This is a genomic window from Streptosporangium sp. NPDC020072, assembly GCF_040631445.1.
Taxonomy (GTDB): Bacteria; Actinomycetota; Actinomycetes; order Streptosporangiales; family Streptosporangiaceae; genus Streptosporangium.
Genome location: NZ_JBEYAB010000010.1, coordinates 151,246 through 176,726, shown reverse-complemented (window position 1 = coordinate 176,726; position 25,481 = coordinate 151,246). Strand labels below are relative to the sequence as shown.

25 protein-coding genes are annotated in these 25,481 nt (G+C 70.9%); 16 read left to right on the top strand and 9 right to left on the bottom strand.

Annotation, left to right across the window (positions count from 1 at the left end; genetic code table 11):
* The first annotated feature begins 36 nt into the window (after window positions 1-36).
* Complete coding sequence (locus ABZ470_RS24880) at window positions 37-276, top strand: exodeoxyribonuclease VII small subunit (RefSeq protein WP_352013777.1); 240 nt, start codon at window positions 37-39, stop codon at window positions 274-276.
* On the opposite strand, the gene ABZ470_RS24875 is transcribed toward ABZ470_RS24880, so the two are convergent.
* Both ABZ470_RS24875 and ABZ470_RS24870 read right to left on the bottom strand, forming a co-directional pair.
* Window positions 273-824, bottom strand: coding sequence for a DUF4245 domain-containing protein (locus ABZ470_RS24875; protein WP_362914160.1), 552 nt, complete (start codon window positions 822-824; stop codon window positions 273-275). The two genes, ABZ470_RS24880 and ABZ470_RS24875, sit on opposite strands and share 4 nt — an antisense overlap.
* 32 nt (window positions 825-856) lie before the next feature.
* Complete coding sequence (locus tag ABZ470_RS24870) at window positions 857-1,459, bottom strand: TetR/AcrR family transcriptional regulator (RefSeq protein WP_362914158.1); 603 nt, start codon at window positions 1,457-1,459, stop codon at window positions 857-859.
* An 85-nt stretch (window positions 1,460-1,544) separates the two neighbouring features.
* Here ABZ470_RS24870 and glpX point away from each other — a divergent pair, with 85 nt between their 5' ends.
* On the top strand, window positions 1,545-2,579 hold the full coding sequence (gene glpX, locus ABZ470_RS24865) for a class II fructose-bisphosphatase (protein ID WP_352013780.1): 1,035 nt from the start codon (window positions 1,545-1,547) through the stop codon (window positions 2,577-2,579).
* A 4-nt stretch (window positions 2,580-2,583) separates the two neighbouring features.
* Here glpX and ABZ470_RS24860 read toward each other — a convergent pair whose 3' ends face one another.
* Both ABZ470_RS24860 and ABZ470_RS24855 read right to left on the bottom strand, forming a co-directional pair.
* Window positions 2,584-3,195 (bottom strand): DUF1707 domain-containing protein, encoded by a 612-nt coding sequence (locus ABZ470_RS24860; RefSeq protein WP_352013781.1) that lies wholly within the window; start codon window positions 3,193-3,195, stop codon window positions 2,584-2,586.
* A gap of 161 nt (window positions 3,196-3,356) precedes the next feature.
* Entirely contained in the window at window positions 3,357-4,148 is a 792-nt protein-coding gene (locus ABZ470_RS24855) for a 5-deoxy-glucuronate isomerase (RefSeq protein WP_362914155.1), read from the bottom strand.
* Window positions 4,149-4,421: 273 nt separating this feature from the next.
* On the opposite strand from ABZ470_RS24855, the gene ABZ470_RS24850 reads away from it, so the two are divergent.
* Window positions 4,422-5,228 (top strand): SDR family oxidoreductase, encoded by an 807-nt coding sequence (locus tag ABZ470_RS24850; protein WP_362914153.1) that lies wholly within the window; start codon window positions 4,422-4,424, stop codon window positions 5,226-5,228.
* Window positions 5,229-5,248: 20 nt separating this feature from the next.
* On the opposite strand, the gene ABZ470_RS24845 is transcribed toward ABZ470_RS24850, so the two are convergent.
* Window positions 5,249-5,524 (bottom strand): hypothetical protein, encoded by a 276-nt coding sequence (locus ABZ470_RS24845; protein WP_362914151.1) that lies wholly within the window; start codon window positions 5,522-5,524, stop codon window positions 5,249-5,251.
* Window positions 5,525-5,723: 199 nt separating this feature from the next.
* Between ABZ470_RS24845 and ABZ470_RS24840 the strand changes: the two genes are divergently transcribed.
* From ABZ470_RS24840 to ABZ470_RS24820, 5 genes are all read left to right on the top strand, one after another.
* Window positions 5,724-7,376: a fumarate hydratase gene (locus tag ABZ470_RS24840; RefSeq protein WP_362914149.1), complete on the top strand. Its 1,653-nt coding sequence runs from the start codon at window positions 5,724-5,726 to the stop codon at window positions 7,374-7,376.
* Between the two features lie 104 nt (window positions 7,377-7,480).
* Window positions 7,481-7,924, top strand: a complete 444-nt coding sequence (locus ABZ470_RS24835) for a TIGR03668 family PPOX class F420-dependent oxidoreductase (RefSeq protein ID WP_362914147.1) — start codon at window positions 7,481-7,483, stop codon at window positions 7,922-7,924.
* 257 nt (window positions 7,925-8,181) lie between these two features.
* Complete coding sequence (locus ABZ470_RS24830; RefSeq protein ID WP_352013787.1) at window positions 8,182-8,790, top strand: superoxide dismutase; 609 nt, start codon at window positions 8,182-8,184, stop codon at window positions 8,788-8,790.
* A gap of 69 nt (window positions 8,791-8,859) precedes the next feature.
* Entirely contained in the window at window positions 8,860-10,038 is a 1,179-nt protein-coding gene (locus ABZ470_RS24825) for a serine/threonine-protein kinase (RefSeq protein WP_352013788.1), read from the top strand.
* A 35-nt stretch (window positions 10,039-10,073) separates the two neighbouring features.
* Complete coding sequence (locus tag ABZ470_RS24820; RefSeq protein ID WP_362914145.1) at window positions 10,074-11,696, top strand: serine/threonine-protein kinase; 1,623 nt, start codon at window positions 10,074-10,076, stop codon at window positions 11,694-11,696.
* A gap of 64 nt (window positions 11,697-11,760) precedes the next feature.
* Here the strand turns inward: ABZ470_RS24820 and ABZ470_RS24815 are convergent, their stop codons facing one another.
* On the bottom strand, window positions 11,761-13,008 hold the full coding sequence (locus ABZ470_RS24815) for an SLC13 family permease (RefSeq protein WP_362776848.1): 1,248 nt from the start codon (window positions 13,006-13,008) through the stop codon (window positions 11,761-11,763).
* Window positions 13,009-13,151: 143 nt separating this feature from the next.
* On the opposite strand from ABZ470_RS24815, the gene ABZ470_RS24810 reads away from it, so the two are divergent.
* Genes ABZ470_RS24810 through ABZ470_RS24790 form a run of 5 tightly spaced genes read left to right on the top strand, consistent with a single transcriptional unit; the run spans window position 13,152 to window position 18,293 of the window.
* Entirely contained in the window at window positions 13,152-14,573 is a 1,422-nt protein-coding gene (locus ABZ470_RS24810) for a class II fumarate hydratase (protein WP_362914143.1), read from the top strand.
* Window positions 14,570-14,956: a tautomerase family protein gene (locus tag ABZ470_RS24805; RefSeq protein ID WP_362914141.1), complete on the top strand. Its 387-nt coding sequence runs from the start codon at window positions 14,570-14,572 to the stop codon at window positions 14,954-14,956. The genes ABZ470_RS24810 and ABZ470_RS24805 overlap by 4 nt, the downstream gene beginning before the upstream one ends.
* A gap of 43 nt (window positions 14,957-14,999) precedes the next feature.
* Window positions 15,000-15,563, top strand: a complete 564-nt coding sequence (locus ABZ470_RS24800; RefSeq protein ID WP_362914139.1) for a GyrI-like domain-containing protein — start codon at window positions 15,000-15,002, stop codon at window positions 15,561-15,563.
* A gap of 50 nt (window positions 15,564-15,613) precedes the next feature.
* Window positions 15,614-16,360, top strand: coding sequence for a 3-hydroxybutyrate dehydrogenase (locus tag ABZ470_RS24795; RefSeq protein ID WP_352013793.1), 747 nt, complete (start codon window positions 15,614-15,616; stop codon window positions 16,358-16,360).
* Between the two features lie 34 nt (window positions 16,361-16,394).
* Entirely contained in the window at window positions 16,395-18,293 is a 1,899-nt protein-coding gene (locus tag ABZ470_RS24790; protein WP_362914137.1) for a GAF domain-containing protein, read from the top strand.
* Here the strand turns inward: ABZ470_RS24790 and ABZ470_RS24785 are convergent.
* Window positions 18,278-20,257 carry a glycosyltransferase family 2 protein gene (locus ABZ470_RS24785; RefSeq protein ID WP_362914136.1) on the bottom strand — a complete coding sequence of 660 codons (1,980 nt, stop codon included), beginning with the start codon at window positions 20,255-20,257 and terminating at the stop codon, window positions 18,278-18,280. The two genes, ABZ470_RS24790 and ABZ470_RS24785, sit on opposite strands and share 16 nt — an antisense overlap.
* A 60-nt stretch (window positions 20,258-20,317) precedes the next feature.
* Complete coding sequence (locus tag ABZ470_RS24780; RefSeq protein ID WP_352013796.1) at window positions 20,318-21,028, bottom strand: lytic transglycosylase domain-containing protein; 711 nt, start codon at window positions 21,026-21,028, stop codon at window positions 20,318-20,320.
* A gap of 326 nt (window positions 21,029-21,354) precedes the next feature.
* Between ABZ470_RS24780 and ABZ470_RS24775 the strand changes: the two genes are divergently transcribed.
* From ABZ470_RS24775 to ABZ470_RS24765, 3 genes are read left to right on the top strand one after another with little or no spacing between them, the layout of a single operon-like run.
* Window positions 21,355-22,029 carry a response regulator transcription factor gene (locus ABZ470_RS24775; protein WP_352013797.1) on the top strand — a complete coding sequence of 225 codons (675 nt, stop codon included), beginning with the start codon at window positions 21,355-21,357 and terminating at the stop codon, window positions 22,027-22,029.
* On the top strand, window positions 22,026-23,453 hold the full coding sequence (locus ABZ470_RS24770; RefSeq protein WP_352013798.1) for an ATP-binding protein: 1,428 nt from the start codon (window positions 22,026-22,028) through the stop codon (window positions 23,451-23,453). The genes ABZ470_RS24775 and ABZ470_RS24770 overlap by 4 nt, the downstream gene beginning before the upstream one ends.
* 32 nt (window positions 23,454-23,485) lie before the next feature.
* Complete coding sequence (locus tag ABZ470_RS24765) at window positions 23,486-24,046, top strand: hypothetical protein (RefSeq protein ID WP_352013799.1); 561 nt, start codon at window positions 23,486-23,488, stop codon at window positions 24,044-24,046.
* Window positions 24,047-24,069: 23 nt separating this feature from the next.
* On the opposite strand, the gene ABZ470_RS24760 is transcribed toward ABZ470_RS24765, so the two are convergent.
* Window positions 24,070-25,419, bottom strand: coding sequence for a PhoH family protein (locus tag ABZ470_RS24760; RefSeq protein ID WP_352013800.1), 1,350 nt, complete (start codon window positions 25,417-25,419; stop codon window positions 24,070-24,072).
* Window positions 25,420-25,481: the final 62 nt, after the last annotated feature.

Here is a 25,481-nt window from a genome sequence, read left to right as displayed (position 1 = left end):
GGCCGCGCCCCGCGGAACAAGCCCTAGGGTGGGGGCGTGGCCGATGAGAAGACACCGTCGTACGAGCAGGCGCGTGAGGAGCTGACCGAGGTGGTCCGCCGTCTTGAGGCGGGCGGGCTCACCCTGGAGGAGTCCATCCAGCTGTGGGAACGGGGCGAGCGGCTCGCGGCGCTGTGCGAGGAGTGGCTGCAGGGCGCCCGGGTGAAGCTGGCGGCGGCCATGGCACAGCGCAGGGGGCCGGACCCGGCGGGAGACGCGCCCTTCCAGCCCTTCTAGGTCAGTTTGGTCTGCTGCTTGAGGGTCGCGGCCAGGGCGGACAGCTCGTCCCACTGGGCGGTGCCGGTGACGACGAGTGTGACGTCGGGCAGGACCTGCACCAGGGAGCGCTGGTTCTTGTCCTCGCGGAAGCGCTTCTCCCAGGTCACCCCGTCGATCTGGAGGCTGCCCTGGGGCCGGTCGCTGTTGGCCATCCGGTTGGCGAACCCCGCGGCGGGCCGTTCGTCGCTCTGGGCGATCAGGGCGTGGGCGCGCTTGGCGGTGGCGAAGCCGAGCCGCCAGGTCACGGTCGCCTTGCCCTCGCTGTCCTTGCCCTTGGTCATCCGCGAACTCGTCGGCACCCAGTTGGCGAGCACGGACGCGGGGGACCACACCTGGTACGGCGCGTCCCGGCGCATGTTGGCCACGTCGATCGAGTAGTCGACCTTGGGAATGTGCTCGGTACGGCTCTGCGGGGTCACCAGGAGAAAGACACCGACGCCCGCGAGACAGACCATCATCGCGAACGCGTATCCGTAGAAGCCCTGAGTGAACCGTCTCACGACCATCGAGACTATCCGCTCACGGGGGCGCTCCCGCCTCAGGGGCGCCGGATCTGCCCGATGATGCCCAGTACGTTCTCGGCGAGGACGCGGGAAGTCTCCTCGTCCGGTGACAGGACGACCTCGATGACGGCGGCGTCCAGCGCCCCGGTGAGCACCACGACCAGCGCGTTCTCGCCGTCGAACAGGCTGGCGCTGCGCCTGGTCCACCGGCGCAGCCGTTCGCGCATGACGACCTCGAAGCCGGGCGGCCCGTCACCGCGCAGGAACAGCGCGGCGATCTCGCGTTCGGCCAGGCAGCCGTCGAGGTAGGCACGGGCGCCCGCGACGAACAGCCGCACGGGGTCGTCCTCACCCGTGGCGCGGGCCGTGTGGACGGCCTGCCTGGTCCGCCGGGCCTGCCGCTCCTGGAACTCCTCGAACAGCGTCAGGTAGAGGTCGGCCTTGCCGGAGAAGTGGTGGTAGAGGCTGCCGACGCTCGCCTCGGCCCTGGAGACGATGTCGGTGACGCCGGTGTCGGCGAAACCACCGGTGAGAAAGGCCTCCCTGGCGGCGGCGAGCAGGGCCGTACGTGTCGCGGCGCCTCGTTCCGAGGCGCGTGCGGTCAGGCCCGCGGGTTCCCGTTCCGTGTCACGGCTCATCGTGGGGACATTATCCTCCGCTGCTCGGTCAGAAGAGGGACAACTACGATCGATGTGCAGCAATCCACGAGAGGGGCCCTCCGCCATGTCCGATCAGACGACCGTCCCTGCCGAACTGGCCACGGGTGAACACGCACCTGATCGCAACCTCGCCCTCGAACTCGTCCGGGTGACCGAGGCGGCGGCGATGTCCGCGGCCCGCTGGGTCGGGCGGGGTGACAAGAACGGCGCGGACGGCGCCGCGGTGAACGCCATGCGCCAGCTGATCAACACCGTGTCGATGAGCGGTGTGGTGGTGATCGGCGAGGGTGAGAAGGACAACGCGCCGATGCTCTACAACGGTGAGCGTGTCGGCGACGGCAGCGGCGCCGAGTGCGACGTGGCCGTCGACCCGATCGACGGCACCCGGCTGACCGCGCTCGGCATGCCGAACGGCATCTCGGTCATCGCGGTCAGCGAGCGCGGCTCGATGTACGACCCGTCGGCCGTCTTCTACATGGACAAGCTGGTCACCGGGCCCGAGGCGGCCGACGCGGTGGACATCAACGCCCCGGTCGCCGACAACATCGCCGCGGTGGCACGTGCCAAGGGCGGCGCGCCCTCCGACGTGACCGTGGTGATCCTCGACCGGCCGCGCCACGACAAGGTCATCCGGCAGATCCGGGAGGCGGGCGCCCGGATCAAGCTCATCACCGACGGCGACGTGGCCGGTGCCATCATGGCGGCCCGCGCGGGCACGGGCGTCGACCTGATGCTCGGCATCGGCGGCACGCCCGAGGGCATCATCGCGGCGTGCGCGCTCAAGTGCCTGGGCGGGGTCATCCAGGGCAGGCTGTGGCCGCAGGACGACGCCGAGCGGCGCAGGGCGCTGGACGCCGGTCTCGACCTCGACGCCACGCTGACCACCGACGACCTGGTCAGGTCGGACGACGTCTTCTTCGCCGCGACCGGGATCACCGACGGTGAGCTGATGCAGGGCGTGCGCTACCGGAGCGGGCGGGCCGTGACCAACTCTCTGGTCATGCGGGGCCGTTCCGGCACGATCCGCAAGATCGAGAGCGAGCACCAGCTCTGGAAGCTGCGGGCCTACAGCGCGATCAACTTCGACGACGCGAGCTGACCCGTCACGCCGACCGGCGGCGGAACCACGGCCTGCGGGGACGCTTGGGTGACTTGGCGACGACGTTGCCCATGGTGACGAGGCCGGTGATCTCGATCACCGGCCCGTCCGGGGAGGGCGGGACCTGGTTCTTCCTTCCCGCCATGAACCCCGACCCGGACATCAGGATGCGCACCCCCTCGGGGACGATCAGGGTGAGGGTGGCGGCCATCACGGTGACGTTCAGCGTCACGTGGCTCGACTGGAGCACCGCCTCGCGCAGGTCGAGGGTGACGTTGGCGCAGATGGCGGTGGCGGAGTAGCGGGTGGGCACCACCCAGCGGCCCGCGTGTGTCTGGGTGCCGAAGAGGGCCATGACGGGCCGGACGTCGGTGCGCAGGGGCTGCTCCTCCGGCGGGAGCAGGTCCGTGGTGAACGCCGCGAGCTCACCCAGGGTCCTGGCCTGGTAGACGGCGGTGAGGCGTTCCTCGTGTTCGTCGGGGGTGAGCCTGCCGTCGGCGAGCGCGTCGGCCAGCACCGCCGCCACGCGTTCCCGGTCGTCGTTGCCCGCCCTCAGATCACCGGGACGCGGTTCGTACACGGGATCGCGAGGCGCCGGGGGAGGGTAGCTGTCCACCTCTCGACCATAACCTTCCGGGGAACCCGTGAAGCCTCCGCGTGAGCGTCCGTTGACCGTCGGGTACGGCAGCGCCCCGGTCCTGCGGTCTCCCGGCTCGCCGGAGGCTTCCGGCCCTCCCTGCCCGCGGGCCCTGTCCACGGTTGCGTCCGGGAGGCCGTCTAGGGCGCCTTCGTCATGGGCAGGCGCGGGTCGTCGGGGGCCTGGCCGTGCGCCCGGATCTCGGTGGCCGCCGCCGGGCGCTCGGGCCCGGCCAGCACGCTCAGGTGGTAGAGGTCGTGGCCCGGCGCCGCCGTCGACGGGCCGTGGCAGCCGTGCGGGACGAGCACCACGTCCCCTGAGGAGACCTCGGTCACCGTCTCGTGGGCGCCGTGAATCCGCTGGTAGCCGGGCCCGCCCTCGAAGTAGTAGATCCGCTCGCGCACGGCCCCGCACTCCGGGGTCGCGTCGTGCTCGTACGGCGGGCAGGGCGTACGGTTGCCGCCCGGGGTGAGCACCTCGACCGCGACGAGCCGGTCGCACTCGAAGGCGCCGGGGGCACAGAAGCCGTTGATCTGGCTGCTCGTCCGGCCCTCCCCGCGCACCTCGACGGGCACCTCGCGGGCGGGGCCGTACCTGACGGGGAAGCTTCTGCTCGCGCGGGCCGTGGGGAAGGCGAAGCGGCCTGCGCCGGTGATCCTGACCGTCGCGCCGACGGGCAGGTAGGCGAAGTCGCTGACCGCGTGGAAGACGGAGACACGCCCTTCGAGGGCGAGCCGTACGCCGTCGCACTCGATCCGGCACGAACCGGAGAGCGGCAGGACCAGCATCTCCTCGTCGCCGGTGCAGAAGAGCACGCTCTCGTCGGAGAGCGTGAGCAGGCGGAGCCCGGCGTGGTTCCAGCCCGCCGTCTCCGGGGTGATCCACAGCGCCCACGGCGCCAGGGTGGAGGTACCCGCGGGGACGAGGGTCATGGTCTCTCCCGACGTCGTGTTTCGCACGATCCTTCGCCCATGCCGCCTCCAGCGTGTCCTGGCCGTTACCGGCAGGCGTATAACACCGTCGGCCCGACCACAAGACCCATCGCCGCACACGGTATGACGGCGGCCGTGGACATCGACATAACGACGGCCGATTCCCGCGCGAATTACCCGTCCGACCTGCGCCGGGGCCGGGGCGGGCGGCCGGACTACCTTCGACAACCGCGGCCCGGGACCGGGTCGCGGGGTTCGACTGGAGGAGGACACATGGACCTGCGACTGTCCGGACAGGTGGCCGTCGTCACCGGGGCGTCCAAGGGAATCGGGCTGGCGGTCGTGAGCACCCTGCTGGCCGAGGGCGCCCGGGTGGTCGCCGCCTCGCGCGGGAGCAGCCCGGGACTTGAGGCGCTCGCCGGAGACGACCTGGTGCACGTCGCGGTCGACCTCATGGAGCCGTCGGCTCCCGGACTGGTGGTCGCCCGTGCCGTTGAGGAGTTCGGCGGGCTGGACATCCTGGTCAACAACGCCGGAGGGCCGCCGCCCGGGGTGACGTTGCCGCGTTCGTCGTTCTTCGAGGCCGGTGACGACGACTGGCGGACGGTGTTCGAGCTCAACCTGTTCTCGGTGGTGCGCGCCGTACGGGCGGCCGTCCCGCTGATGTTGCGGCGGGGCGGCGGGGCGATCGTCAACGTCTCCTCGGTCAACGCCAGGCAGCCCTCGCAGATGAACGTCGACTACGGCGCGGCCAAGGCGGGCGTGAACAACCTGACCAAGGCTCTGTCCGAGGAGTTCGGCCCGCAGGGCATCCGGGTGAACACGGTCTCCCCCGGTCCGGTCCGCACGCCGTGGTGGACCAAGCAGGGCGGCGCGGCCGATGTCATCGCCTCGATGACGGGTTCCGACCGGGACAGCGTGATGGACCGCCTGGCGCCGGAGATGATGCGCCTGACCACCGGCCGCCTGGTCGACCCGCAGGAGGTGGCCGACGCGGTCGCGCTGCTGGCCTCCCCGAGGTCGGCCAGCACCACGGGGGCCGACTTCGTGGTGGACGGCGGCTTCCTCAAGGCGGTCTGATCCGTCGCCTCCTCCGGAGGTCAGTGGTTGAGCCGCTCGTGGGTCTGTCCCTGGATCTGTCCGGGGCTCTGCTCCGGGGCGCTGCGCTGGCTGGGCAGGTCACTCCTCTCCAGCCGGCGCCTGCGCTGCTCCGCCTTGGAGATGTCGGCCGGCTGCTGGGGCGCCTCGCCTTCGTTGCTTCTGATGGTCGCCAGCGCTATCGCGATCAGCGAGACCGCCAGTCCCGCGACCACGAGGAGAGCCAGGATCGCGAGCATCACGATGTTGCTGCTCAGGATGGTGTCCACGGTTCTCATGACGTCCTCCGGCCTTCTCTCTTTCCACCTTTCTCCTCTTCTTCGCGAAGGGTGGTCGAAAAGCCGTCATTAAAGGCCCAAATGTTGATATATGCCTTTGGGTGGGTTTGTGGTGCCCGACCACGGCGAGGAGGCGTGAGCGGCAGGCCGTACCCTCTATGAGACCGGAGAAGGCCACCGGCACGGAGGACCGAGGACGATGCCCGAGTTCGACTACACCGACCTGCTTCCGCTGGGACAGGACGAGACCGAGTACCGCCTGATCAGCACCGAGGGGGTGCGTGTCGTCGAGGCGGCGGGCCGCAGGTTCCTCGAAGTCGATCCCGAGGCGCTGCGACTGCTGACCGAGACGGCCGTCCACGACATCTCCCACTACCTTCGCTCCTCCCACCTGGCCCAGCTTCGCAAGATCGTCGACGACCCCGAGTCGAGTGGGAACGACCGCTTCGTCGCACTCGACCTGCTCAAGAACGCCTCGATCTCGGCGGGCGGCGTGCTGCCGATGTGCCAGGACACCGGCACCGCGATCGTCATGGGCAAGCGGGGTCGTCACGTGCTCACCGACGGCGCGGACGCCGAGCACATCTCGCGCGGTGTCTACGACGCCTACACCAGGCTGAACCTGCGCTACTCCCAGATGGCCCCGATCACCATGTGGGAGGAGAGGAACACCGGCTCCAACCTGCCCGCCCAGATCGAGCTGTACGCCGAGGACCCCAACGGGCACCCCGACGAGTACAAGCTGCTGTTCATGGCCAAGGGCGGCGGCAGCGCCAACAAGTCCTTCCTGTACCAGGAGACCAAGGCGGTCCTCAACGAGAAGCGGATGCTCGCCTTCCTTGAGGAGAAGATCCGTTCCCTGGGCACCGCCGCGTGCCCGCCGTACCACCTGGCGATCGTCGTGGGCGGCACCTCGGCCGAGTTCGCCCTGAAGACGGCCAAGTACGCCAGCGCCCGCTACCTGGACTCCATCCCCACCTCGGGCTCCCCCAGCGGCCACGGCTTCCGCGACACCGAGCTTGAGGCGAAGGTCTTCGAGCTCACCCAGAAGCTCGGCATCGGCGCCCAGTTCGGCGGCAAGTACTTCTGCCACGACGTCCGCGTCATCCGCCTGCCCCGGCACGGCGCCTCCTGCCCGGTCGCCATCGCGGTCTCCTGCAGCGCCGACCGCCAGGCGCTGGCCAAGATCACGGCCGACGGGATCTTCCTTGAGCGGCTGGAGACCGACCCGGCGAGGTTCCTGCCCGAGACCACGGACGAGCACCTGTCCGACGACGTGGTACGGATCGACCTCAACCGCCCGATGCCGGAGATCCTCGCCGAGCTGACCAAGTACCCGGTCAAGACCCGCCTGTCCCTGACCGGCCCGCTGGTCGTGGCCCGCGACATCGCGCACGCCAAGATCGGCGAGCTGCTCGACGCGGGCGGCGAGATGCCGCAGTACATGAAGGACCACGCGGTCTACTACGCCGGTCCCGCCAAGACCCCCGAGGGATACGCCTCCGGATCGTTCGGGCCGACGACGGCGGGCCGCATGGACTCCTACGTCGAGCGCTTCCAGGCCGCGGGCGGTTCCATGGTCATGCTGGCCAAGGGCAACCGCTCCAAGCAGGTCACCGACGCCTGCGCGACCCACGGCGGCTTCTACCTCGGCTCCATCGGCGGCCCCGCCGCCCGGCTCGCCCAGGACTGCATCAGGAAGGTCGAGGTCCTGGAGTATCCGGAGCTGGGCATGGAGGCCGTCTGGAAGATCGAGGTCGAGGACTTCCCGGCGTTCATCGTGGTCGACGACAAGGGCGACGACTTCTTCACCGACCGCACGGGGCCGGTGCTGTCCATCGGGCGGCGCTGACCTGAGACGACCCTGGGAGGGGGCGGGGAGATCCTCGCCCCCTTTTCCGTGTTCCGTTTTGCGTCCCTGCCAAGGTGTTCCGGCGGCCGCGTTTCAATGGCCGGATGGACACCTCACGGGCGCGGGCCCTGTTCGTGACCGCCAGGGTCGCCCGCCTGGCAACCGTCAGCGCCGGTACCGCCGTCACCGCCGGCGCGCCCCGGATCGTCCCGGTGACCTTCGACGTGGACGGCGACACGGTCGCCTTCGCGATCGACCACAAGCCGAAGCGCACGACGGATCTGCGGCGGCTGCGTGACATCGCCGCCGACGACCGGGTGTGCCTGCTGGCCGACCACTACGAGGACGACTGGACGCGGCTGTGGTGGGTCCGTGCCGACGGCAGGGCCAGGATCGTCACGGACGGGCCCGGCAGGGAGCGCGCCCTGGCCCGTCTGGCCCGGCGCTACCCGCAGTATCGCGAACGGCCTCCGCACGGCCCCGTCGTGCTCATCGAGGTGACGTCGTGGACGGGATGGGCCTTCAGCGATCCGCCGGGAGAGGGCTGAGAAAGGTCCCGCGCGGGAGGACGGTGCGAACGCCCTCGATCCGACCGGCTCGGGACGACCCGGACCACACGGACGTCCGTGCCGCGCCGCGCCGTACGGGTGTGCGGGACCCCCTCCGGACCAGCTGACACCTGCCATCATGATGTAATTGCGAATTACTTGCAACTACTGAGAGTCCTAGGTCGCAAGTCTGATGCACATGCATGTATCCGGCAGTAGTGTCGGCGAAGTACCGACCAACGAGGAGGTAGACCTTCATGGGTGAGTACACCCTTCCGGATATGCCCTACGACTACGCGGCGCTTGAGCCCGCGATCACCGGCGAGATCCTGGAGCTGCACCACTCCAAGCACCACGCCGCCTACGTCAAGGGCGCCAACGACACCCTGGAGCGGCTGGCCGAGGCCCGCGACAAGGGCGAGTTCGGCGGTCTCGTCGGCCTTGAGAAGACCTTCGCCTTCAACCTGTCCGGCCACGTGCTGCACTCGATCTTCTGGGAGAACCTCTCCCCCGACGGCGGCGACCGCCCCGACGGTGAGCTGGCCTCCGCCATCGACGAGCACTTCGGCTCGTTCGAGGCCTTCCAGAAGCAGCTGACCACCGCGACCGCCGGGGTGCAGGGTTCCGGCTGGGGCGTGCTGGCCTGGGAGCCGCTCAGCCGCCGCCTGGTCGTCGAGCAGATCTACGACCACCACGGCAACGTCGGGCTGAACACCACGCCGCTGCTGGTCTTCGACGCCTGGGAGCACGCCTACTATCTCCAGTACCGCAACGTGCGCCCCGACTACGTCGAGAAGCTGTGGTCGCTGATCAACTGGGACGACGTGAAGCGGCGCTTCTCGACAGCGACGAGCGCGAAAATCTGACCGAAGAACGCAAGAAGTTTCGGCCCGGTCCCTACTGGTCGCATTACGCAAATCGGTAAGCTGCCCATCATGCGTGCGCCCTCCGGATACCTCCTTGCAGCGCGCTACCGGCTTTCCGAGCCGGTCGGGCGCGGCGGCATGGGTACCGTCTGGCGCGCGCACGACGAGTTGCTCGACCGCGAGGTCGCGGTCAAGGAGGTGCGGCTGCCCCTCGTCCTGGACGAGGACCTGCGGGCGGAACTGTGCGCCAGGACCGAGCGTGAGGGGCGGGCGACCGCGATGGTCGCCCATCCCTCGGTCATCACCGTCTTCGACGTCGTGACGGAGGACGAGCGTCCCTGGATCGTGATGGAGCTGCTGCGCGCCAGATCCCTGGAGCAGCTCCTGCAGGACCGGGGACCGCTGCCGCCCCGCGAGACCGCCGAGATCGGCCGCCAGGTCCTCGGGGCGCTGCGGGCCGTACACGCCAAGGGGATCCTGCACCGGGACGTCAAGCCGAGCAACGTCCTGGTGACCGACGACCGGGCGGTGCTCACCGACTTCGGCCTGGCCGCGCTCGAAGGCGACGTGTCGATCACCCAGGCGGGCATCGTGCTCGGCTCCGCCGGATACATCGCCCCCGAGCGCGTGCTCGGCGCCAAGGCAACCCCCTCGGCCGACCTGTGGTCGCTCGGCGCGACCCTCTACACCGCCGTCGAGGGCCGCGGCCTGCACGGACGCCGTACGGCGGCCGCCGCCCTGGCCGCGTTGACCAGCGGTGAGCCGATTCCGATGGAGAAGGCCGGCCCGCTGACCCCGGTACTGCGCGGCCTGCTCATGATCGACCCGGCGGCCAGGCTCGACGCGGTGCGCGCCTCGATGATGCTCGCCAGGGTCGCGGCGGGCGGGACGGCGGAGGAGCCGCTCGCCAGGACCACGGGCAGGATCGGCAGGAACACCGCGACGCTCACGGTCCCGTCGTTCAACCGTCGTCCGCAGCACCGTGGGCTGCACCGCGCGGGTTCCGCTCCGTTGCCGCCGCCCCCGCTCATCCCTCCGCCTCCGCAGACCGTGGCGCAGCCTCCCGCGCCGCCCCCGCCGTACCCGCCGCCCTCGTCCAGGGCGCACCGCCGCCCGGCGGAGGGGATGCACCGCAAGCCGATGAGCCAGGCCCCGGAACCGCGGCCGTTTGTCCGTTTCGTCACGCCCCTGATCCGCCTGGTACTCCCTCGGCTGTTGTGGCCTAAGGAGCTCCGTAAGCGAAGATAAAGCGAGCTTCAAGGAAGAATCGCTATCTTCTTCTCATGCCGGAACAGCAGACGCGCGTGCTCGCTGACCGCTACGAGCTGATCACACCGCTCGGCCGGGGGACGATGGGGACCGTTTGGCGTGCCCACGACCGTTCCCTCGGTCGTGAGGTCGCGATCAAAGAGATCCGTCAGGAGCCCGGGCTCAGCGAGGCACAACGCGCCGAACTTCGGGAGCGCATGATCCGTGAGGGTCGTACGGCAGCCCGCATCAGTCATCCCTCGGTGGCCACCGTCCACGACGCGATCGTCGAGGACGGCAGCCCGTGGATCATCATGGAGCTCGTCCAGGCCCGCTCCCTCGAACAGGTCATCGAGGAGGAGGGGCCGCTGCCGCCCCGGCTCGTCGCCGAGATCGGCGTGGACCTGATCGGCGCGCTGCGCGCCGCCCACGACCAGGGCATCCTGCACCGGGACGTCAAGCCGGGCAACGTGCTGGTCACCGAGAGCGGCAGGGTGGTGCTCACCGACTTCGGCATCGCCAAGGCGGAGGGGGACAGCAGCCTCACCAAGACCGGCATGGTGATCGGCTCGCCCGGCTACACGGCGCCGGAGCGGGCACGCGGTGAGCACACCGGTCCCGAGTCCGACCTGTGGTCGCTCGGCGCGACGCTGTACTTCGCCGTCGAGGGCCGTCCGGCCTACGAGCGTTCCTCGGTGGCCGAGACCCTGGCCGCGCTGATGACGGACAAGGCCGATCCGCCGACCCAGGCCGGCCCGCTCCGGCCGGTGCTCGAACACCTCCTGGAGCGGGACCACACCGCCCGTCCCTCACACCTGCAGGCGATCGCGATGCTCAGGACCGTCGCGGACACCCCGACCGGGTCCATCCCGGTCGTGCCGCCCCTGGAGTCCCCCGGCGCGTCCCAGAAGGCGGCCTCCCAGAAGGCGGCGTCCGGAACAGCCGCCGGAGGCACCGGAGACACTGCCGCGAAGGCCGTCCCTGAGGCGTCCAGGCCTGCCGGGGTACCCGTCAACCCCGTCCAGTCCCCGTCCCGCCCCTCCACGGCCCAGCCGCCCGTACAGGCTCCGGCTCCGGCTCCCGCCCAGCCCTCCGCGCCGGCTCCCGCTCCGGTCTCCTCGCAGGGAGACGACGAGGAGTTCGACGCCAACCGCACGGTGGTGGTCATCCGCCCCAAGGGGGGTCTGCGCCTGCCTCCCGGTCCGCAGGCCGCCGCTCCCGTCCCGCCGACGGCCCCCGCGCCGGTCGGCGGGCGCCCTGCCGTACCCGGCCTCGGAACGCCGGTCGCGGGAGCGCGGACTCCCTCCCCGCCTGCCCCTCCGGTGCTGGACAGACCGGTCGCGGGTCCCTCGGCCCCTCCCCCTTCCCCGGGCTTCCCGCCCGGCGGAGCCGTACCGCCGCCGCAAGGACCGCCGCCGCAGGGGCCGCCGCAGGGTCCCTGGGCGCCCGCCGGGCAGCCGGGGGACGGCGTGCGTTCCCACGGGCTCGGGACCGACCTGTTCGCCATCGCCGGGCAGAACGGCCCCTCCGCCCAGAACGGTCAGGCGCCCCAGCGGAAGTCCTCAGGGAGCCGGGCCGGGGTGCTCGTCCTCATGGGCGTGGCGGCCGTCGCCCTGGTGGTGATCGTCATCCTGGGCGTGTCCTTCCTGACCGGCTGAACCGGCTGAGCCGACTGAACCGTGGCGCCCGGCGACGGGCCGGGCGCCACGGGGCGTCGCCGGGTCAGACCCCGATCACGTTCAGGGACACCCACAGCGCCACGACCGCGAGCGGCAGCGTGGCGCCGACGGTGAGCAGGCCGAGCCGGGTGAACTCCCCCAGCCCGACCCCGGTGTCGTGCTCGCGCACGATCCGCCGCCACAGCAGGGTCGCCAGGGACCCGGCGTAGGTGAGGTTGGGCCCGATGTTCACCCCGATCAGCACCGCGAGGACCGCGCCCGGCCCGGCGGGGGCGGTCAGCGGCAGCAGGACCAGTACGGCGGGCAGATTGTTGATCACGTTCGCCAGGACCGCGGCCAGCGCCGCGATCCCCAGCAGGGCCGGCAGGCCGGTGCCACCCGGGACCAGGTGACCGAGCGCGTCGGCGAGACCGTTGCCGACCACCGCCCGCACCACGACGGCCAGCGCCAGGACGAAGGCCAGGAACGGCACCGCGGCCGACCGCACGACGGCCACCGGGGTGGTGTGCCCCCTGGCCAGGGCACGACAGGCGAGTACGGCCGCGCCCGCCAGGGCCGCCCACGCGGGGTTGATCCCCAGCCAGGAGGCGACCACGAACCCGGCCAGCGTGCACACCACGGTGACCAGCGCGAAGACCGGTGTCTCACGAGGCTCGGCGACGGCCGGGGCCACGGCCCCCGCGTCCAGGTCCGTGGCGAAGAACCTCAGGAACAGGACGTACTCCACCCCGACCGCGACCAGCCAGGGCAGCGCCATCAGGGCCGTGAACCGGGTGAAGCTCAGGCCGCTGGCGGCGAGGGCGAGCAGGTTCGTCAGGTTGGAGACCGGCAGCAGCAGCGAGGCCGTGTTCGACAGGTGGGCGCAGGCGTACACGTGCGGCCCTGGGCGGGCGCCGAGCCGGGCGGCGGTGGCGAGCACGACCGGCGTCAGCAGCACGACCGTGGCGTCCAGGCTGAGCACCGCGGTGATGAGCGAGGCCGCGGCGAACACCTGGGCCAGCAGGTGACGTGGCCGTCCCGCCGCGCCACGGGCCATCCAGACGCCGCAGGCGTGGAACAGCCCCTCGTCGTCGCACAGCTTGGCCAGGACGAGCACGGCCGCCAGGAAGCCGACAACCGGTCCCAGCCGGGCCATCTCGGCGACGGCCTGTTCCACGGAGATCGCCCCGATCGCGACGACCGCTCCGGCGGCGGGGACCGCGACCACGGCCTCCTGCCAGCCCCACGGCCGGATGACCGCGCAGGCCAGCACCGCCAGGAGCAGGAGGACCGAGACCGTCTCGGCGAGCACGGCGTTCAACGGCGTCCTTTCCTGGGCGGGACCTTCCGGCACGGACAGGGCGGCCACAACTGTGGGAGGAGTCTCGCAAACGCCCTCAGGTATGGTCACGTCACCCCAGGCGTCCGTGTCCGGCGAAGGCGCAAACTGGAAGCATGAGCGAGTTTCGGATCGAACATGACTCGATGGGCGATGTGCGGGTCCCGGCGGACGCGAAGTGGCGGGCGCAGACACAGCGGGCCGTCGAGAACTTCCCCGTCTCCGGCCGTGGCCTGGACAGCGCGCACATCGCGGCACTCGGCCTGATCAAGGCCGTCGCGGCCGAGGTCAACACCGAGCTCGGCGTGCTCGACAAGGAGATGGCCGAGGCGATCGCCGAGGCGGCGACGGACGTCGCGGAGAACGAGTGGGACGCCGAGTTCCCCGTCGACGTCTTCCAGACCGGCTCAGGCACCTCCTCCAACATGAACGCCAACGAGGTGATCGCGACCCTCGCCGAAGAGCGTCTCGGCCGCCCCGTCCACCCGAACGACCACGTCAACGCCTCGCAGTCCTCCAACGACGTGTTCCCGACCTCGATCCACGTCGCGGCGACGACCGAGGTGACCTACCACCTGATCCCGTCCCTGCGGCACCTGGCGACCGCGCTCAGGAACAAGGCGCTGCAGTTCGAGGACGTGGTCAAGGCGGGCCGTACGCACCTGATGGACGCCACCCCGGTGACGCTGGGGCAGGAGTTCGGCGGTTACGCCACCCAGATCGACAACGCCATCACCAGGGTTCGCGGGGTGATCCCCCGCCTCGTGCAGCTGCCGCTCGGCGGCACGGCCGTGGGGACCGGGATCAACACCCCGCCCGGCTTCGCCCCCAAGGTCATCGAGAAACTCCGCGAGGCGACGGGCCTGCCGTTCTCCGAGGCCCCCGACCACTTCGAGGCGCAGGGGGCCAGGGACTCCATCGTGGAGCTGTCCGGCCAGCTCCGCACCGTCGCCGTCTCGCTCAACAAGATCGCCAACGATCTGCGCTGGATGGGCTCGGGGCCGCGCACCGGACTCGGGGAGATCAACCTCCCCGACCTCCAGCCCGGTTCCTCGATCATGCCGGGCAAGGTCAACCCCGTCGTCCCCGAGGCCGTGTGCATGGTCGCGGCCCAGGTCATCGGCAACGACGCGGCCATCGCCTTCGCCGGGGCCTCGGGCAACTTCGAGCTCAACGTGATGCTGCCCGTCATCGCCCGCAACGTGCTGGAGTCGATCCGGCTGCTGGCCAACGTCTCCCGGCTGCTGGCCGACCGCTGCGTCATCAGGATCACCGCCAACGTGGACCGGCTGCTCGAATACGCCGAATCGTCCCCCTCGATCGTCACCCCCCTCAACCGGCACGTCGGCTACGAGGAGGCCGCGAAGATCGCCAAGCAGGCCCTGGAACAGCGCAGGACGATCAGGGAGGTCGTGGTCGAGCGCGGTCACGTCGCCAACGGCGCCCTCACCGAGGAGCAGCTCGACGCGCTGCTCGACGTGCTCTCCATGACCCGGCCGCCGTCGGCTCCCGAGGATCGGGGAGACTCCCGGACATGACACAGATCAAGATCTACGGCCGCCGCGACGTCTGGGCCGACCGGCGCCGGGAGGTGTCCGACACCCTGCACGCGTGCCTCACCGAGGTGTGGCGGCTGCCCGAGGACAAGCGTTTCCACCGGTTCCTGCTGCTCGACGCCGAGGACCTCCTCTGCCCGCAACGGAGCGAGCGGTACCTCATCGTGGAGATCGTCTGTTTCACCGGCAGGACGGACGAGGCCAAACGCGACCTCATCCGCACGCTGTTCGCCAGGGCCCAGGAGCGACTCGACCTGCCCGCCGCCGACCTGGAGATCGTGATCATCGAGTCTCCGCAGGTCAACTGGGGCATCAGGGGCATGCCCGGTGACGAGCTCACGCTGACCTACCCGGTTTCCGTCTGAGGCGACTGGACTCTCCCCCCGTGGGAGAGTCCAGCCTTACGGCATGAAGCAGATCCACCGCGACCTCTACACGGCCACCGCGACCCCGCGCCTCCTCGACGTCCCCGAACTGCCCTGCCTCATGTTCGACGGCTCGGGCGCCCCCTCGGACGAGTCGTACCTCGACGCCGTCGCCGCCCTGTACGGCGTGGCCTACGCCGTACGCGCCGAGTTGAAGCCGGTCGTGACCTACTCGGTCGCCCCCCTCGAAGGGCTCTGGGACGGCGACCCCGGCGACCTGTCCGCCATGCGCTGGACGGCCCTCATCCCCCAGCCCGCCCAGGTGACCGCCGAGATCGTCGAGCGGGCGGTGGAGACCGTACGGCGTAAGCGGCCCGGGACGCGGCTCGACGGCCTGCGGCTGGGCACCATGAACGAGGGCAGGTCGGCCCAGATCCTGCACGTCGGCCCCTTCAGCGAGGAGCCCGCGACGGTCAAGACGCTGATGGAGTTCATCACCGGGCAGGGCCTGGCCCTGGCGGGCAGGCATCACGAGATCTACCTGTCGGACTTCCGCCGCACCGCCCTGGAGAAGCAGCGGACCGTCATCCGTTACCCCGTCGGCTGACGGGCCTGGCGTCCACCGGATCGGCGGGACCGGACACTACATTCGACGTCATGACTGATCTGGCGGGGCGACTGGCCCTGGTGACCGGGGCGGGCAGCGGGATCGGACGGGCGTGCGCGCACCGGCTGGCCGCCGCCGGGGCGCACGTGGTCGTGCTGGACAGGGACGCGGGGGCCGCCGCCGAGGTGGCCAGGGAGGTCGCCGGGACGCCGGTCGTCGCCGACCTGGCCTCGCCCGGCTTCGTCGACCTGGTCCCCGCCGACGTGGACGTCCTGGTGAACAACGCCGGGTTCCAGCACGTGGCGCCGATCGAGGAGTTCCCGCCCGAGGTGTTCTCCACCATGCTGAAGGTCATGGTCGAGGCGCCGTTCCTGCTGGTCAGGGCGGTGCTGCCGGGGATGTACCGGCGGGGCTGGGGGCGGGTCGTCAACGTCTCCTCGGTCCACGGCCTGCGTGCCTCGCCGTACAAGTCGGCCTATGTCACGGCCAAGCACGCCCTCGAAGGGCTGTCGAAGGTCGTCGCGCTCGAAGGCGCCGAACACGGCGTCACCTCCAACTGCGTGAACCCCGCCTACGTCCGCACGCCCCTGGTCGAGGAGCAGATCGACGACCAGGCGAGGAACCACGGCATCGGCAGGGACGAGGTCGTGGAACGGATCATGCTCGGCCCGGCGGTGATCAAGCGGCTGATCGAACCGGAGGAGGTGGCCGAGCTGGTCGCCTACCTGTGCGGCCCGCACGGCTCGTTCGTCACCGGGGCCTCCCTGCCTCTCGACGGAGGCTGGACGGCCCGCTGAGAGCCACCGCCGGGGCGGGCGCGACAATGACGTCATGAGCGCGCGGGTCTTCCTCGAACTACTGGCCAGGGAGGCGTCCGCCGTGGAGTTCGAGGGCCCGGTCCTGGCCGCCAGGAGCGCGGGCGCGGACGCCGCGACGCTGGCCGACCTGGAGGAGGCCAAGATCGTCGCGCTGCGGGTGCGGGAGCTGCTGCGGCGCAGGGCCCGGCGTGAGGCCGAGCTGTCGGCGCTGTTCGACACCGCGGGCGACCTGGCCGGGCTGCGCGACCTCGACGCCGTCCTTGAGGCCATCGTGCGCCGGGCCAGGCAGCTGCTCGGCACCGACGCCGCCTACATGACGCTGCACGACCCCGACCGGGGAGACACCTGGATGCGAGTGACCGACGGCTCGGTCTCGGCCAAGTTCAGGGCGTTGCGGCTGCCCATGGGGGCGGGGCTCGGCGGGCTGGTGGCCCAGACGGCGACGCCGTACTCGACGGCCGACTACTTCGCCGACCCCCGTTTCCGCCACAACACGGACATCGACGACGCCGTGGTCGAGGAGGGGCTGGTCGCCATCCTGGGCGTCCCGCTCAAACTCGGCGGCCGGGTCATCGGCGTGCTGTTCGCGGCCAACCGCGGCGTGCGGCCCTTCAGCCAGGACGAGGTGGTGCTCCTGGGCTCGCTGGCCGCGCACGCGGCGGTGGCGATCGACAACGCCAGGCTGCTGCAGGAGACCAGGAACGCCCTTGAGGAGCTGAGCGAGACCAGCCGCCTGGCCAGCGCCCACAGCGGGGCCGTCGAGCGGGCGGCGCACGCCCACGACCGGATGGCCGGGCTGGTGCTGCGCGGCGGCGGCGTCGAGGACGTGGCCGCCGTGGTGACCGAGGTGCTCGGCGGCTCGCTGGTCGTGCTCGACGACGCGGGACGGCCGATCGCCGGCGACCCGGGCGAACTGGGCGAGGGCGTCACGGCGGTGATCGCCGAGGCGGCCAGGACGTCCCGCGCGCTCGGCCGTACGGTCAGGAGGGGCAACCTGCTGGTCGCCTCGGTCGACGTGGGCGCGGAACCGTTGTGCACGCTCGTGCTGCGGGCCGCGGAACCGGTCGCCGACACCGACCAGCGCATCCTGGAACGGGCGGCGCTGGTCACCGCGCTGCTGACGCTGTTCCGCCGTACGGTCGCCGAGGCCGAGGGCCGGGTCAGGGGCGAGCTGCTCGAAGACCTGATCTCCCGTCCCGGCATGGACGGCCTGACCGAGCGGGCCAGGCGGGTCGGCGTCGATCTCGGGGCCGCCCACGTGGTCGTCGTGGCCCGCTACGGCGACGAGCGGGAGCGGGCCGCGTTCTGGGCCTCCTCGCACGCCGCGCTCAACCGCGGCCTGGCGGCCCAGTGCGGGGACGAGGTCGTGCTGCTGCTGCCCGGCGAGGACCCCGGCGCGCTCGCCAGGCGGGTCGCGGCCGAACTCGGCGCCGCCCTCGGCCGTCCGGCGACGGCGGGCGCCTGTGGCCCCGTACGCGGCCCCGGAGAGGTGGCCGGGGCCCACCAGGAGGCAAGGCGCTGCGCGGACGCCCTGGTGGCCCTGGGCCGCGAGGGAGAGGGCGCGGGCGTCGCCGAGCTCGGCTTCGTCGGGCTGCTCGTCGGCGGAGGCCGTGACATCGAGGCGTTCCTCACCGCGACCGTGGGCCCGGTGCTCGACTACGACGCCCGGCGGGGGACGGCGCTGGTGCGCACGCTCACCGCCTACTTCGGCACCGGCTGCTCCCTGTCCCGTACGGCCGAGGCCCTGCACATCCACGTCAACACGGTCACCCAGCGCCTTGACCGGGTGGCGCAGCTCCTGGGGCCGGGCTGGCAGGCCCCGGAACGGGCCCTGGAGGTCCAGCTCGCCCTGCGGCTGCACCGGCTCAGCGGCCGGCCGGGCTCGGTCCCGCCGGGTCAGCCGGGCACGTAACGCCGCTGGGCGGCCCTCGTCACCCTGACGACCCTGCGAACCCCCGGGATGCGCAACGCCACCCGTTTGAACAGCGGGTAACGCGGGGCCGGTCTCCTCGCGGCGGAGGCCGCGCGGACCTCGACCCGGCCACCGAGGCTCATCCCGACCTTGAAGCGCAGTCCGACCTCCCGGTCCCCGATCCGCAGGAACGGCCGCCAGTCGCCGGGGGCGAGGAAACCCTCACGGTAGACCCGCCGTACCGGCACCTTGGCGACGAGCCGCCCGGCGAGCTGCCCCGGCACGCCCGGCTCGACCAGCGCGGGCGCGCAGATCTCGTGCTCCCCCCTGCTGGCCCTGCGCAGCACCAGCTCCGCCGCGGGCCCCCCGCTCGGCGGCACGTACGGCACGGGCACCACGACGAACACGTGGTCGCGCCGCGAGGTGACGGTCGCCCCCGGGGAGACCAGTGCGATCGACTCGGCGAACGAGCGGGGCTCGACACACACGCCGAGTTCTCCCCGGTCCGACCACCAGGGGATGACCAGGCGTTCGGAGTGGTCGGCCAGTGTCCCGGTGCGGTTCGGCGGGGAGCCGGTCACCCGGGCGCGGACCTGGTGGGGGCCGCCGTACATGCGGACGTGGACCTCCCACAGGCCGGGGGGCAGCGCCTCCCCGAGGGCCGCGGAGGAGGCGTCGAGCCTGGCCGATCCGGTGACCTGGAGCCTGACCCCGTTGTGGTGCCTGCTCTGGATCACCGAGCAGGTGACGGGCAGGAAGTAGATGAGCCCGCTCTCCTCGTGCCTGACGTAGACCTCGAACCTGGCCCGGGAGGCGGCGTGGGTGACGTCGGCCAGCTCGGGCCGCAGGCTGAGGCCGTCGAGGGGGACGGGCGGCTCCCAGGCCAGGCCGTCCTCGCCGTACCGGACGAACCGCACCGGTTCCCCGCCCGCGCGGACGATCTCCACGGCGAGGTTCATGGTGAAGGCGCCGTCCTGCCAGGACAGGCCTCTGAGGTCGGCCCGCAGGCGGGTGCCGCGCATGGCCTGGGCGAGTTCGACGAGCTGGTCGAGCCTGCCCGCGCGCAGCAGCGCCGCGCGCACACGCATGTGGACGGGCAGGTAGCGGTCCAGGCGTGGGGGGAAACGCTGCACGACCAGTTCGCGCAGGGTCGTGAAGGTCGCCGCCCTGTCCTTGGACGAGGTGACGAACCCGGCCCCCGCGAGACGGCGCAGCACGGCCGTGCGGAACCAGTGGGCGTACATCCGGTCGCGCCGCCGCCCCTGGGGGACCTCGTAGTCGACGACGTCGAGCAGTTCGCGTAGTTCGGTGGCGTGGACGTAGGGGTCGTCCTCCTGACGCGCCGGACGTTCCCCGAGGAGGCAGCAGACCCGGTCGGCCAGGACGGTGATCGTCCTGGCCCGCAGGTAGGCCCTGGTCACGAACGTCTGCTCGGCCAGCGTCCCCCCGGGGTCGGGGAAGGTGAGCACCTCCTCGTCGAGGAACTCCCTGCGGTACAGCTTGTGCGGCGTCGGCAGGGTGAGCAGCCGGTCCCCGAGCAGGTCGGCGTTCTCCCGGTTGCGTTCGAAGATCTTGGACGGCGGCGCCTGGCCGTCCGCCAGCCGCCCGATGAGGATGTCCGCTCCGGTCTCGACCGCCCGGTCGTACATGCGCTCAAGGGCGAGGCGGTCGAGGCGGTCGGTCTGGTCGAGCAGGTAGACGTACTCGCCCCTGGCGACCGCCATGGCGACGTTGCGCCCGCGCATCGGCGAGCCGGTCCGCCCGAGGTGCAGGACCCGGACGTTCGAGCGGACCGCGGCGATGGCGTCGAGGCGGAGCTGGATTCCGTCGTCCGATCCGTCGTCGGCGAAGATGACCTCGTACTCCTCCGAGGACATCGACTGTTCGAGCACGGACCGGATACACGCGTCGGCGGTATCACCGGGGTTGTACACCGGCACTACGACGCTGACTTTTACATCCATGCGCCCAAGCGTGCGACGCCCGCGTCTTCGAGATGGTCAGACTTGCCGACTCTTGGAGTCTCAGTACCACCCCGTGGCCTGGGAATGGCCCCAAGCACCACAAGGGGTGCCGTAACGCCCCTTGATGTAGGTGAGGCCCCACTGGATCTGGGTGGCCGGGTTGACCTGCCAGTCGCTGCCCGCGCTGGCCATCTTGCTGCCGGGCAGGGACTGCGGGATGCCGTAGGCGCCGCTGTAGCGGTTCATCGCCCGCTCGTTCCAGCCGCTCTCCTTCATCCAGAGCTTCTCCAGGCAGCCCCACTGGTCGCCCCAGCCCATGGCCTCAAGCATGCTCTTGCCGAGGGCCTTGTTGCCGGTGGGGTTCGCGCTTCCCGGCGGGAAGGCCTTGGGGTCGAAGCCGTTGCCGCCCGGCGCCTTCTTCGGGATGACGATCGGGTCCAGCGGGTCACGGTCGCCGCGCGCCGCCTTGAGTTTGTCCTCCTTGGCGGCCTGGGCTGCCTGCGCCTTCATGACGTCGGTCTTGGGGTCGGGCGCGAACGGGTCGCCGCCGCCGAACACCCTGGCCAGTTCGTCCACCGAGAGCGCCGACGCCGAGGAGGTGGCCGAGGCGTTCTGGATGGCGGTGTGGACGGTGAAGCCCCCGCCGCCGACCACCACGACGATCGACGTGCCGATGATGACGGCGCGCTTGGGAGTCAGCCATCCCCGCGGCTTGACGGTCCCGTCGGAGCGGGCCGTACGACGGGAACGCGGAGCCCGGGGCTCCTTCAAGTGCGGTGATCCTGAACTCACGACCTATGAGCTTGCCGTGCTCTGGGGGGTGCTTCGCAACCCGAACGATGGAGTTGACGGCTGTTCACGGAACGTCCAATGGGATTTGTGTGACCTAGGTGCGTGACTACATGGTCTTTCCTTGACACTGACCGGCAAATGTGATGTTAATCACACTTTTCTCAGGAGACCTGTCCCACGGGCCCCTGTTCCGAGGGAAGCGGCCTCGGTCAAGCCTCACAGAACAGCGTCATGATCTCGCCCAACCCTCGTCACAGTTTCGTGACGTGGCAGGTGCTATCGGGCATTGCAACAATAATGACCGCGTGGCTGGCATCCTCCTTGTAGAAGACGACCCCTCGGTCCGGACGGGACTTGAGCTGGCACTGAGCCGTCAGGGCCACACCGTGACCTCGTACGGCACCGGCGAGGAGGCACTCGACCACATCCGGTCGCGCCGCCCCGAGATCGCCGTGCTCGACGTCATGCTTCCCGGGATCGACGGAGTCGAGGTGTGCCGCAGGATCAGGAAGCTGGACCAGCTCCCGGTGATCCTGCTCACCGCGCGGGGCGACGACCTGGACGTGGTGGTCGGGCTTGAGGCCGGAGCTGACGACTACGTGATCAAACCGGTCGAGCCGAGGGTTCTCGACGCCCGGATCCGCGCGGTCCTGCGCCGGGTCGAGTCCCTGGCCTCCGACCGCATCACCTTCGGCGACCTGGTCGTCGACCGGGGGGCGCTGAAGGTCTCGCTCGCCGGCCGGGAGGTCCACCTGACCCCGACCGAACTGCGCCTGCTGCTCGAACTGGTCCGTCACCCCGGCCAGGTCCTCAACCGCAGATACCTGTTGCGGGCCGTGTGGGACCACACCCACGTCGCGGACTCCCGGCTGGTCGACGCCTGCGTCCAGCGGGTCCGCGCCAAGATCGAGGCGGTGCCCGCCGAGCCCGAGTTCATCCACACGGTGCGTGGTTTCGGCTACCGCTTCAGTCCGCCGTGAGACGGATCTACACCGGCCTGCGCGGGCGCCTGGTCATCACCTTCACCCTGATCGCCATCGCGGCCTCCTCCCTCGTCGCGGGGATCGGCTACGAGCTGGTCAAGACCCGGGTGATCGAACGCGCAGAACAGGTCGCGGTCGGCGACGTGCGCAACACCCTCGAAGGGATAAGGGTGCCCATCGGCGGCCTCTGGCCCGGTGAGACGCCGCCGACCGACACGGAGATCGACGAGCTGCAGAAGAGGCTGCGGACCCCCAACGGCGCCGTCGTCGTCCGCTACGAGGACCCCCGCGTGCCGCGGGACGAGTACCTCTACCCGGACGGCGACTTCAGCATGAACGACGTCCCGACCGACCTCGTCCTCGGGGCCGACCGCAAGATCGCGATCAAACGGCAGCGGATCAACGGCCGCATGTGGCTGATCGTCGGCACCCCGGTGTGGCGGATCGAGCCGATCCACACCGCCCAGCCGACCGGGATGAGCATCTTCGCCTTCGTCCCGCTGTCCGAGGAGGAGCAGCTCCTGAACGACCTACGCCAGCCCCTGGCGGCGGCGGGGGTCATCATGCTGGGCATCGCGCTCGCGGTCGCCCTGCTGTCGGCCAGGCGGGTGCTGCTGCCCGTCAGGAGGCTCGGCTCCGCCGCGCGCGCCCTCGGCGCCGGCCACCTGGACACCCGGCTGCCGGTGCACGGCCAGGACGAGCTGGCCGAGCTGACCGCGACGTTCAACGACACCGCGGCCGCCCTTGAGCGCAGCGTCTCCGAGCTGCGCGCGCTTGAGGCCATGTCCCGCCGTTTCGTCGCGGACGTGTCCCACGAACTGCGGACCCCGCTGACCGCGATGACCGCGGTGACCGACATGCTCTCCGAGGAGGCGGACCGGCTGCCCAGCGAGCCCGCGGCGGCCGTACGGCTGGTGCTCAGGGAGATCGCGCGGCTGCGGACCCTGGTCGAGCAGCTCATCGAGGCCAGCCGGTTCGACTCGGGGACGGCGACGCTGCACCTGGACAGCGTGAACGTCGCCGACGCGGTCAGCGACTGCCTTGAGGTGCGGGGCTGGCTGGACAAGGTGCGGACGAACGTGCCGCAGGGCCTGACCTTCTCCCTCGACCCCCGGCGCTTCGACGTGATCGTGGCCAACCTGGTCGGCAACGCCCTGCGCCACGGCGAGCCCCCCGTCGTGGTGACCGCGCGGAGCACGCCGAACGGGCTTGAGGTGAAGGTGCGCGACCACGGCAAGGGCATCCCCGCCTCCGACCTGCCGCACGTGTTCAACCGCTTCTACAAGGCCGGGGCCAGGGGCGACGGCAGCGGTCTCGGCCTGTCCATCGCGCGGGCCAACGCGCACCTGCACGGCGGCACGATCTCGGTGCGCCCGCAGGACCCGGGCACGCTCTTCACGGTCTGGCTGCCCCCCGCATGAACCGAGACACCAGGAGAACGAGGAGAACGGCGATGCGGCGCGCGCGGCGGCTCACCTGCCTGCTGACGGCCGTCCTGACGCTGAGCGCGTGCGGGATCGCGCCGACCGAGGTGCAGGACCTGGGACGCCCCCCGGTGATCAGCTACAGCCCCACGTGGGTGACGGTCTACCTGCTCCACAACGGCCGTCTGGAGCCCGCCAACGTCCCGGTCGGCTCGAACTCGGCGAAGAACATCATCGACGCCCTGTTCAGGGCGGGCAAGCAGCCGCCGAAGCCGGAGCTGAAGCTGACCAGCGCGCTCGGCTCCTTCAGCCACCACGACACCGAGACCACGAGGTACCGCGACGAGTCGCCGCGCAACGACCCGTCGGGCAACCTGGGCTACCGGCTGACCGTGATCGTCACGGGCGCCGGGGAGATGTCCAGGGAGGCTCTCGCCCAGATCACCTGCACGATCCGGCAGAACAAGCAGGAGAGCATCTGGAGCGTCGAGGTCACCAGGCTGTTCCCCGGAGCGCCGAAGACCTGGGGGGAGCACACCTGCTTCGAGTACCGCGATCTCGCGGCCAAAGGGGTGCGACTCCCCCCGTGATCGTCACGGGCCCTGCGGCCCGATCACATCGTGACGTCCTCCAGCATCTCGGTGACCAGCGCGGCGATCGGCGAGCGCTCGGAACGGGTCAGCGTGACGTGGGCGAACAGCGGGTGTCCCTTGAGCTTCTCGACCACCGCGACCACGCCGTCGTGCCTGCCGACCCGCAGGTTGTCGCGCTGGGCGACGTCGTGGGTGAGCACGACCCTGGAGTTGGCGCCGATCCTGCTCAGCACGGTGAGCAGGACGCCCCGCTCCAGTGACTGCGCCTCGTCCACGATGACGAAGGCGTCGTGGAGCGAACGCCCGCGGATGTGGGTCAGCGGGAGGACCTCCAGCATGCCCCTGTCGATGACCTCCTCGATCACCTCGGGGCTCGTCACCGCGCCCAGGGTGTCGTAGACGGCCTGGGCCCACGGGCCCATCTTCTCGTTCTCCGAACCGGGCAGGTAGCCCAGCTCCTGGCCGCCGACGGCGTACAGGGGGCGGAAGACGATGACCTTGCGGTGCTGGCGCCGTTCGAGCACGGCTTCGAGGCCCGCGCACAGGGCCAGGGCCGACTTGCCGGTTCCCGCCCTGCCGCCCAGCGAGACGATGCCGACCTCGGGGTCCATCAGCAGGTCGAGCGCGATGCGCTGCTCGGCGGAACGGCCGTGCAGGCCGAAGACCTCCCGGTCGCCGCGCACCAGACGGACCGACTTGTCCGGCTGCACCCGGCCGAGGGCGGAACCACGGCTGGACAGCAGCCGCAGGCCGGTGTGGGTGGGCAGGTCACGTGCCTCGGCCAGGTCGGCCGTACCGTGCTCGAAGAGCGTCTCGACGTCCTCGGTGGTCACCTGGAGCTCGGCCATGCCCGTCCAGCCCGACTCGACGGCGACCAGTTCCGCCCGGTACTCCTCGGCGGCGAGACCGATCGAGGCGGCCTTGATCCGCATCGGCAGGTCCTTGGAGACCAGAACCACGTCGTGCCCCTCCGCGGCGAGCGTGCGCGCCACGGTCAGGATGCGGGTGTCGTTGTCGCCGAGCCGGAAGCCGACGGGAAGGATGGATGGGTCGCTGTGGTTGAGCTCCACCCGGATGGTGCCCTCTCCGATGGGCATCGGCTCGTCCAGCCGTCCGTGTGTCACCCTCAGGTCGTCGAGGGACCTCAGCGCCTTGCGCGCGAAGTATCCGAGTTCTGGATGATGGCGCTTGCCCTCCAACTCGGTGATGACGACGATCGGGAGGACCACCTCGTGCTCCGCGAAACGGCTTATCGCCGCTGGATCCGCCAGGAGGACCGAGGTGTCCAGGACGTACGTACGCCGGTTGGTGACCGGCGACGTCGGTGAGGACGACGAAGGGTTTGCCACGCGTTCTCCCCCGGGCGCCATGGGGGGCGCCCTGCCATGAGCTGGGATGCGGACCGGACCCGGACCCACGCTCGCGGCATGAC